Annotated in this window: 6 protein-coding genes; 1 reads left to right on the forward strand and 5 read right to left on the reverse strand. The window is 69.7% G+C overall.

All coding sequences use genetic code 11. The features are described from left to right. Positions 1-15: 15 nt before the first annotated feature. Positions 16-1,668, forward strand: a complete 1,653-nt coding sequence (locus Q0C81_RS13280) for a CTP synthase (RefSeq protein WP_291838687.1) — start codon at positions 16-18, stop codon at positions 1,666-1,668. Here Q0C81_RS13280 and Q0C81_RS13285 read toward each other — a convergent pair. The 5 genes from Q0C81_RS13285 to Q0C81_RS13305 form a co-directional block, all read right to left on the reverse strand. Next, positions 1,665-1,832, reverse strand: a complete 168-nt coding sequence (locus Q0C81_RS13285; RefSeq protein ID WP_291838690.1) for a hypothetical protein — start codon at positions 1,830-1,832, stop codon at positions 1,665-1,667. The genes Q0C81_RS13280 and Q0C81_RS13285 overlap by 4 nt on opposite strands. Positions 1,833-1,921: 89 nt before the next feature. Further along, positions 1,922-2,929 carry a DUF2891 domain-containing protein gene (locus tag Q0C81_RS13290; RefSeq protein ID WP_291838694.1) on the reverse strand — a complete coding sequence of 336 codons (1,008 nt, stop codon included), beginning with the start codon at positions 2,927-2,929 and terminating at the stop codon, positions 1,922-1,924. A 1-nt stretch (position 2,930) separates the two neighbouring features. Next, positions 2,931-3,896: a DUF979 domain-containing protein gene (locus Q0C81_RS13295; RefSeq protein ID WP_291838696.1), complete on the reverse strand. Its 966-nt coding sequence runs from the start codon at positions 3,894-3,896 to the stop codon at positions 2,931-2,933. Next, on the reverse strand, positions 3,893-4,624 hold the full coding sequence (locus Q0C81_RS13300; RefSeq protein ID WP_291838698.1) for a DUF969 domain-containing protein: 732 nt from the start codon (positions 4,622-4,624) through the stop codon (positions 3,893-3,895). The genes Q0C81_RS13295 and Q0C81_RS13300 overlap by 4 nt, the downstream gene beginning before the upstream one ends. 60 nt (positions 4,625-4,684) lie before the next feature. Then, a partial coding sequence (locus Q0C81_RS13305) for a hydantoinase B/oxoprolinase family protein (protein ID WP_291838700.1) occupies positions 4,685-7,772 on the reverse strand: 3,088 nt, incomplete at its 5' end.

Below are 7,772 nucleotides of genomic sequence, written 5' to 3' on the forward strand. Positions count from 1 at the left end.
GTAGGTTGATCTCCCATGGCCCGTTACGTGTTCATCACCGGCGGCGTGGTTTCCTCATTGGGAAAAGGCCTCGCTTCCGCCGCTCTCGGCGCGCTTCTGCAAGCGCGCGGCTACAAGGTTCGCCTTCGTAAGCTCGACCCCTATCTGAACGTCGATCCGGGCACGATGAGCCCGTATCAGCACGGCGAGGTCTTCGTGACCGACGACGGGGCCGAGACCGACCTCGACCTGGGCCACTATGAGCGCTTCACCGGCGTATCGGCCGCCCGGTCCGACAACATCACGACCGGCCGCATCTATTCGACCATCCTCGAGAAGGAGCGCCGGGGCGACTATCTGGGCGCTACGGTGCAGGTGATCCCGCACGTCACCGACCAGATCAAATCCTTCTGCCTGACGCCGGCCGTGACCGATGACGGCGAGGATGTGGACTTCGTGCTGGTCGAGATCGGCGGCACGGTCGGCGACATCGAGGGCCTGCCGTTCTTCGAGGCCATCCGCCAGCTGGGCCAGGACCTGCCGCGCGGCCAGTCGTGCTTCGTGCACCTGACCCTGCTGCCCTTCATCAAGACCGCCGGCGAGATGAAGACCAAGCCGACGCAGCACTCGGTCAAGGAGCTGCGCTCGATCGGCATTCAGCCCGACATCCTGCTGTGCCGGTGCGAACAACCCATTCCGGCCGAGGAAAAGCGCAAGATCGGCCTGTTCTGCAACGTGCGCGAAAGCGGCGTCATCCAGGCAATGGACTCGGCCGACATCTACGCCGTGCCGCTGGACTATCACCGCGAGGGGCTGGACGCGGAAGTCCTGGCCCACTTCGGCATCACCGACGCCCCGGCGCCCGACCTGTCGCGCTGGCAGGAGATCGCCCGTCGCCGGCTGCAGCCCGACGGCGAGGTCACCGTGGCCGTGGTCGGCAAGTACACGGTCCTGAAGGACGCCTACAAATCCCTGATCGAGGCGCTGCACCACGGCGGCGTGGCCAACAACGTCAAGGTCAACATCGACTGGGTCGAGGCCGACACCTTCGAGGGCGACCCTGAGGCCTGCGAGGCCCGGCTGCAGGGCGCGCACGCGGTGCTGGTGCCCGGCGGCTTCGGCGAACGTGGCTCGGAAGGCAAGATCGAGGCGGCCCGCTTCGCGCGGGTGCGCAACATTCCCTATTTCGGCATCTGTTTCGGCATGCAGATGGCGGTGATCGAGGCGGCGCGGAACCTCGCCGGCTATCCCAAGGCCTCCTCCACCGAGTTCGGCCCCACGACCGAGCCGGTCGTCGGCCTGATGACCGAATGGACCCAGGGCAACCAGCGCGTCCTGCGCCAGCAGGGCGGCGACCTGGGCGGCACGATGCGCCTGGGCGCTTATGAATCGACGCTCAAGCCGGGATCCAAGATCGCGGAGATGTATGGTTCGACCACCATCAGCGAACGGCACCGCCACCGCTATGAGGTCAACATCAACTACCGCGAGGCGATCGAGCAGAAGGCCGGCCTGGTCTTCGCCGGCCTGTCGCCGGACGGCGTCCTGCCCGAGACCGTCGAGCGCACCGACCACCCGTGGTTCATCGGTGTGCAGTATCACCCGGAGCTGAAGAGCCGGCCGTTCGCGCCGCACCCCCTGTTCGCCGGCTTCATCGCCGCGGCCGTGGTGCAGAGCCGGCTGGTCTAGGCTTCGGACCGGTCCCAGGGCGCCGGACCTTCGGCGGAGGCGACCAGCTTCAGGCTCTCAAACGGCTGGCGGACGCGGCAACGGATGCAGGTCTGCATGCCGGGCAGCGCGCGGCTGTCGACGAAGATGTGACCCCTGATCCTGCAGCGTAGCGACTGGAACATGCTCTATCCCGGATTGGGATAACCATGTTTCATCCGATGCGGGTCTACAAGAAAAACATAGATTTCCGACACTTATAGGTCGAATCTCGTCAGCCCTGCAACGCCAGGAGGGCGAAGCTGGCCAGCCAGTGCTCGCCCATATAGTCGCCGGTGACGTGGGGCAGGGCGGCGTCCAGGTGGGTCGCGGCGGCCCGACCGGCGATGACGGCGCGGATGTCGTCTTCAGGAAGGGCCGAGGCGATCTCGCGCCAGCACCAGGCCCGGCTCAGGTTCAATCCGTCTAGATGGGCGATCTTCCCGTCCGACCGGTCGCTGACGCTGGCGGGCGTGAAGAGGGTCGCCGGCTTCTGTGATCCGACTTTCGGCAGGAAGGCGTTGAACCAGTCCCGGAAAGCCTCGGGCGCCATCACCCGCCGCATCAGGGCGGCCTCCATGAGGGCCGGGGACAGGAACTCGTCCTGCGACGGCTCCCACGCCTGACAGTCGCGGTCGTCCGCATGCCAGGCCAGCGCCTTCTCCCGGCACAGGGCCGACAGCGCCGGATCGTTGGTCTCGGCCCAGTCCAGCGTCAGCCGCAGGGCGAAGGCGGTGTTGTAGTGGGTCCCGGCCCGCACCGGATAGCCTGCCAGCGGCAGGAAGGCGTGGAAGCGGTCGGCGAAGGCCCGCGCCAGCGGACTCAGGGTGGCGGCGCGGCGGCGGCCGTCCTCGCTGTCGTGCCGGTCCATCTCGGCGGCCAGCATCAGCAGCCAGCACCAGCCGTAGGGACGCTCGAAGCCCCGGCTGGACGGCTGGGCCAGATAGGCGACCTCGGCGGCGACGTTGTCCGGGGTGAACAGCTCGTTCGCCAGCGCCCAGATCCGCGGCGCCTCGGGATTGTTCGGGTATAGCCGCAGCAGGGTGAACAGGGTCCACCAGCCGTGGACGCAGGAATGCCAGTCGAAGCTGCCGAAGAAGATCGGGTGCAGGTCGCGTGGACCTCGCACGTCGCGCCTGCCGGTCATCACGTGATCCAGCTTGTTCGGATACTCGAGGGTGACGTGCCCCAGCGCGGCGGAGGCGAAGCGGGAGGCGGTGGCCGCGTCGAGGGTGTGGGTCATCTCAGAACCGGAAGGCGAGGGCGTACATCAGCCCGATATTGACGATCAGCATGAGCAGGGCGGTGGGAAGCTGGGCCCGGATAACCCCGTTCAGGGCGGCGTTGCGGTCGGGCAGCTCCAGCAGGTTGGCGGGCACCACGTTGAAGTTGGCGGCCATGGGCGTCATCAGCGTCCCGCAGAAACCGGCCAGCATGCCGATGGCGCAGACGATGGCCGGATTGCCGCCGAACTGGTGCACCACGATGGGCAGGCCGATGGCGGCGGTCATCACCGGGAAGGCGGCGAAGGCGTTGCCCATGACCACGGTGAACAGCGCCATGCCCAGGCAGTAGGCGATCACCGCCAGCAGGGGCGTGGTCAGGGGGACCGTCTGGCTGACCAGCTGACCGACCACCCCGCCCACATCGGCGGCCAGGAAGACCGCGCCCAGCGAGGCCAGCATCTGGGGCAGCAGGGTCGCCCAGCCGATGGAGTCCATCAGCCGGCGGCCTTCCTGCACCGGGGCCAGGACCGGCGGACGGAACCAGGCCATGGCCGCGAACAGGGCGATGACGCAGCCGAGACCCAGGGCGATCAGGGTCGTCTGTGTCGAGGAGATCAGCCAGGCCCCGGCCCCCGTGTACTTGGCCAGAAGTGTCCCGCCGACGGCGACCAGCGGGATGATCAGGGCCGGTACGAACAGGGCGTTGCCCCGCCGGGCCGCGCCCTCGCGCCGTTCCTCCAGCGTCGTGGTCGCGGGCCGGCCGACGCCCATCTTTCCAACGGCGCCGACGATCACCAGCGCCACGACCAGCAGGCCGTTGCCCAGTCCGCCCAGCAGATCGCCGAACAGCAGGGAGGCCGCGATCAGGCCCCAGAACAGAGTGTTGCGGATGCGGGTCGGGTGGCTCCGGTCCATCGCGGTGAAGACGGCGAAAGCCAGGAACATCAGCCCGACGAGGATGTAGGCGTGCTGCAGGGTGATCATTGCGCCGCCTCCGCATCGGCGGCGGCGGGCGCGGCGAGGTCGCGCTTCACCGACCGGTCGAACAGCCACAGCCTGACGCCGTGCACGAGGAAGGCCGCGATCGCGGTGGGGATGGCCCACAGGGAGATGTGCAGGGCCTCGACCCGGATGCCCGCCTGTTCGAGGAAGCCGACCATCAGCACGATGGAGCCGATGGCGATGAAGATGTCCTCGCCGAAGAACAGGCCGACGTTGTCGGTGGCGGCGGACATGCCCCGGATGCGGAAGCGGACCTTGTCGGGTAGGGGACCGTGTTCGGCCTCCGCCGCGCCCTCGGCCATGGGGGCCACCAGCGGCCGGACCATCTGCGGATGCCCGCCCAGCGAGGTCAGCCCCAGGGCCGACGTCGCCTGACGGACCAGCAGATAGACCAGCAGCAGCCGCCCCGCGGTGGCGGCCCGCACCTGGGCGATCAGCTGGCGCGCCCGCTCCTGCAGCCCGGCGCGCTCCAGCACGCCGATGACCGGCAGGATCAGCCAGGTGATGTGGAAGTAGCGGTTGTCGTTGAAGGCCTCGCCCAGCCGGGCCAGCGTCGCCACGCCGGCGTCGAACAGGGCTCGAGGATCCGCCCCTGTCGTCACCGCCGCCAATACGCCCGTAACGACGGCGGCGATCAGTATGACCAGCAGCGGATTGATCCGGGCGATGAAGCCCGCGACCACGACCGCGATTCCCAGCAGCACCAGCATCCGCCGTCCCCTTTTCGTCCCCGGGCGGAGAGTTGCGCGGTTCGCGGGGTTGGGGAAGCCCTAGGCCCTCCCGAACCCGCCGCCGCCCGGAGTCTCGATCACGAACACGTCCCCGGCCGCCATCTCCACCTCCGCCGTGGCGCCCAGCGTCTCCGCCGTTCCGTCCGCCCGCTCGACGCGGTTCACGCCGACCGCGCCCGGCTCGCCACCCGCCGCGCCGAAGGGCGGGGTGCGGCGATGGTTGGACAGGATGGCGGCGGTCAGGGGCTCCAGGAACCGCACGCGCCGCACAGCGCCGTCGCCGCCCCGGTTCGCACCCGCCCCGCCCGAGCCGGGGCGGATGGCGAAGGCTTCCAGCAGGACCGGGAAGCGGGTCTCCAGCACCTCGGGGTCGGTCAGGCGGCTGTTGGTCATGTGGGTCTGCACCGCGGCCGCGCCGTCGAAGCCGGGCCCGGCGCCCGAGCCGCCGGCGATGGTCTCGTAGTACTGGCGGGTCGCGTCGCCGAAGGTGAAGTTGTTCATCGTCCCCTGGCTGGCCGCCAGCACGCCCAAGGCCCCGTACAGGGCGTCAACCACGGCCTGGCTGGTCTCGACATTCCCGGCCACGACGGCGGCGGGATAGCGGGGGTTCAGCATCGATCCCTCGGGCACGATCAGTTCGATCGGCTTCAGGCAGCCCTCGTTCAGCGGGATGGCGTCGTCCACCAGGGTCCGGAAGACATACAGGGTCGCGGCCCGGGTGATCGACAGCGGCGCGTTGAAGTTGTTGGGCCGCTGGGCGCTGGTCCCCGTGAAGTCCACGACCGCGCTGCGGGCCTCCGGATCCACGTCAATCCGTACACGGATGATCGCGCCGTCATCCATCTCCAGATCGAAGGATCCGGGCTTCAGGGCGGCGATGGCGCGGCGGACCGCCTCCTCGGCGTTGTCCTGGATATGGCCCATGTAGGCGGCGACCACGTCGCGCCCGAACTCGGCCACCATGCGCGCAAGCTCGTCGGCGCCGCGCGCGCAGGAGGCGACCTGGGCCTTCAGGTCGGCCATGTTCTGGTCGACGTTGCGCGACGGATGAGCCCCGGAGGCGAACAGGGCGCGGGTCTCGGCGTCCCTCAGCGTCCCGGCGTCGACCAGCAGGAAGTCGTCGATCAGCACCCCTTCGTCCTCGACCGTCTTCGAGGTCGGCGGCATGGAGCCAGGGGTGATGCCGCCCACGTCCGCATGGTGTCCGCGCGCGGCGACGAAGAAGGCCGGCGCCTCATCCGCATCCAGGAAGACAGGCATGATGACGGTGATGTCAGGCAAGTGCGTGCCGCCGTTGTAGGGGGCGTTCAGCATATAGACGTCGCCGCGCCTCATGCCGCGTCCATCCCGGGCCTGCCCGCGGGCGCCGCCGCGCGAGGCGACCACGGTGCGGATGCTTTCGCCCATCGAACCCAGATGCACCGGGATGTGCGGCGCGTTTGCGATCAGGGCGCCGCCCGCGTCGAAGACAGCGCAGGAGAAGTCCAGCCGCTCTTTGATGTTCACCGAATAGGCCGTGGCCCGCAGCGCCTCGCCCATCTGTTCGGCGGCGGCCATGAAGCGGCTGTTGAACACCTCCAGCAGGATCGGATCGGCGTGGGCGCCGATGGCCGTGCGGGCGGGCAGGGGAACGACCCGCTCCAGGATCAGGTTCAGCCCCGCGTCGGCGGCGGCGCGCCAGCCCGGTTCGACCACGGTGGTGCCGGTGTCCTCCAGGATCACCGCCGGGCCGTCGACGGCGGCGCCGGGTCCGAAGTCCTCGCGGCGATAGACGGGGGCGTCGCGGCTTTCCCCGGCCATCCAGACCGGGGTGCGGGTCACGGCCTCTGGCGTCCGCTCGCGCGGGTCGCCATCGGTCGCGGCGGTCTGGCCCGAGGCGCCGGTGGCCTCAGCCTCCAGCGTTTCGACGACCAGCGCCTTGCCCTCGGCGAAGAAGCCGAAGCGACGGCGATGCAGGGCCTTGAAGGCGGACCTCATGTCGTCGGCGGGACCGAAGGGCACGCTCAGGGGCGTGTCCGAGCCCGCGAACTTGATCTCGGCCCGGGCCGTCACCGTGATCCGGTCGTCGGCGAAGCCCTGCGCCGCCAGTTCGGCCCGCGCCTGTTGGGCCAGCTCGCCCACCCGCGCCGCCATTTCGGCGTCGGCAGCGATCTCCAGCGGGATCGCCGCCGTCGCCTGCCGGATCGCCCGCACCTCGGCCAGACCCATGCCGTAGGCCGACAGCACGCCCGCGAACGGGTGCAGCATCACCGTCGTCATGCCCAGGGCGTCGGCCACCAGACAGGCGTGCTGCCCGCCCGCGCCGCCGAAGCAGTTCAGGACATAGCGGGTGACGTCATAGCCGCGCTGGATCGAGATCGACTTGATCGCCTCGGCCATGTTCTGCACGGCGATGGTGACGAAGCCCTCGGCCAGGGCTTCGGGCGTGGTGGCGCGGCCCGTCGCCGCCTCGACCTCGGCGGCCAGTTCGGCGAAGCCCGCGCGCACGGCGTCGGCGTCCAGCGGCTGGTTCGCGCCCGGTCCGAAGACGGCGGGGAAGAGCTCCGGCTTCAGCTTGCCCAGCAACACATTGCAGTCGGTGACCGTTAGTGGCCCGCCCCGGCGATAGGCGCGGGGCCCCGGCACGGCGCCCGCCGATTCCGGTCCGACCCGCAGCCGCGCGCCGTCGAAACGGCAGATCGAGCCGCCGCCCGCCGCCACCGTGTGGATCGAGAGCATGGGCGCCCGCAGTCGCACCCCGGCGACCACGGCGTCGGAGGTGCGCTCATACTCGCCGGCGAAGTGGGACACGTCGGTTGAGGTGCCGCCCATGTCGAAGCCGATCACGCGGTCGAACCCCGCGACCTTCGCGGTTTCCGCCATGCCGACCACGCCGCCCGCGGGTCCCGAAAGGATGGCGTCCTTGCCCCGAAAAACGCCCGCCGCCGTCAGCCCGCCGTTCGACTGCATGAACAGCAGGGGCGTGGCCTCGCCCAGTTCGCCGCCGACCTTATCCACATAGGCGCGCAGGATGGGCGACAGATAGGCGTCGGCCACGGTGGTGTCGCCGCGCCCGACCAGCTTCATCAGCGGGCTGACCTCGTGACTGACCGACACCTGGGTGAAGCCGATCCCGCGCGCGATCGCG

Origin of the sequence: Brevundimonas sp. (assembly GCF_023259385.1) — a bacterium.
Lineage (GTDB): Bacteria > Pseudomonadota > Alphaproteobacteria > Caulobacterales > Caulobacteraceae > Brevundimonas.

Excerpts from the sequence above, each read along its gene's own strand:
- Q0C81_RS13280 (WP_291838687.1), top strand. The coding sequence starts at position 16 with ATGGCCCGTTACGTGTTCATCACCGGCGGCGTGGTTTCCTCATTGGGA.
- Q0C81_RS13285 (WP_291838690.1), bottom strand. The coding sequence starts at position 1,832 with ATGTTCCAGTCGCTACGCTGCAGGATCAGGGGTCACATCTTCGTCGAC.
- Q0C81_RS13290 (WP_291838694.1), bottom strand. The coding sequence starts at position 2,929 with ATGACCCACACCCTCGACGCGGCCACCGCCTCCCGCTTCGCCTCCGCC.
- Q0C81_RS13295 (WP_291838696.1), bottom strand. The coding sequence starts at position 3,896 with ATGATCACCCTGCAGCACGCCTACATCCTCGTCGGGCTGATGTTCCTG.
- Q0C81_RS13300 (WP_291838698.1), bottom strand. The coding sequence starts at position 4,624 with ATGCTGGTGCTGCTGGGAATCGCGGTCGTGGTCGCGGGCTTCATCGCC.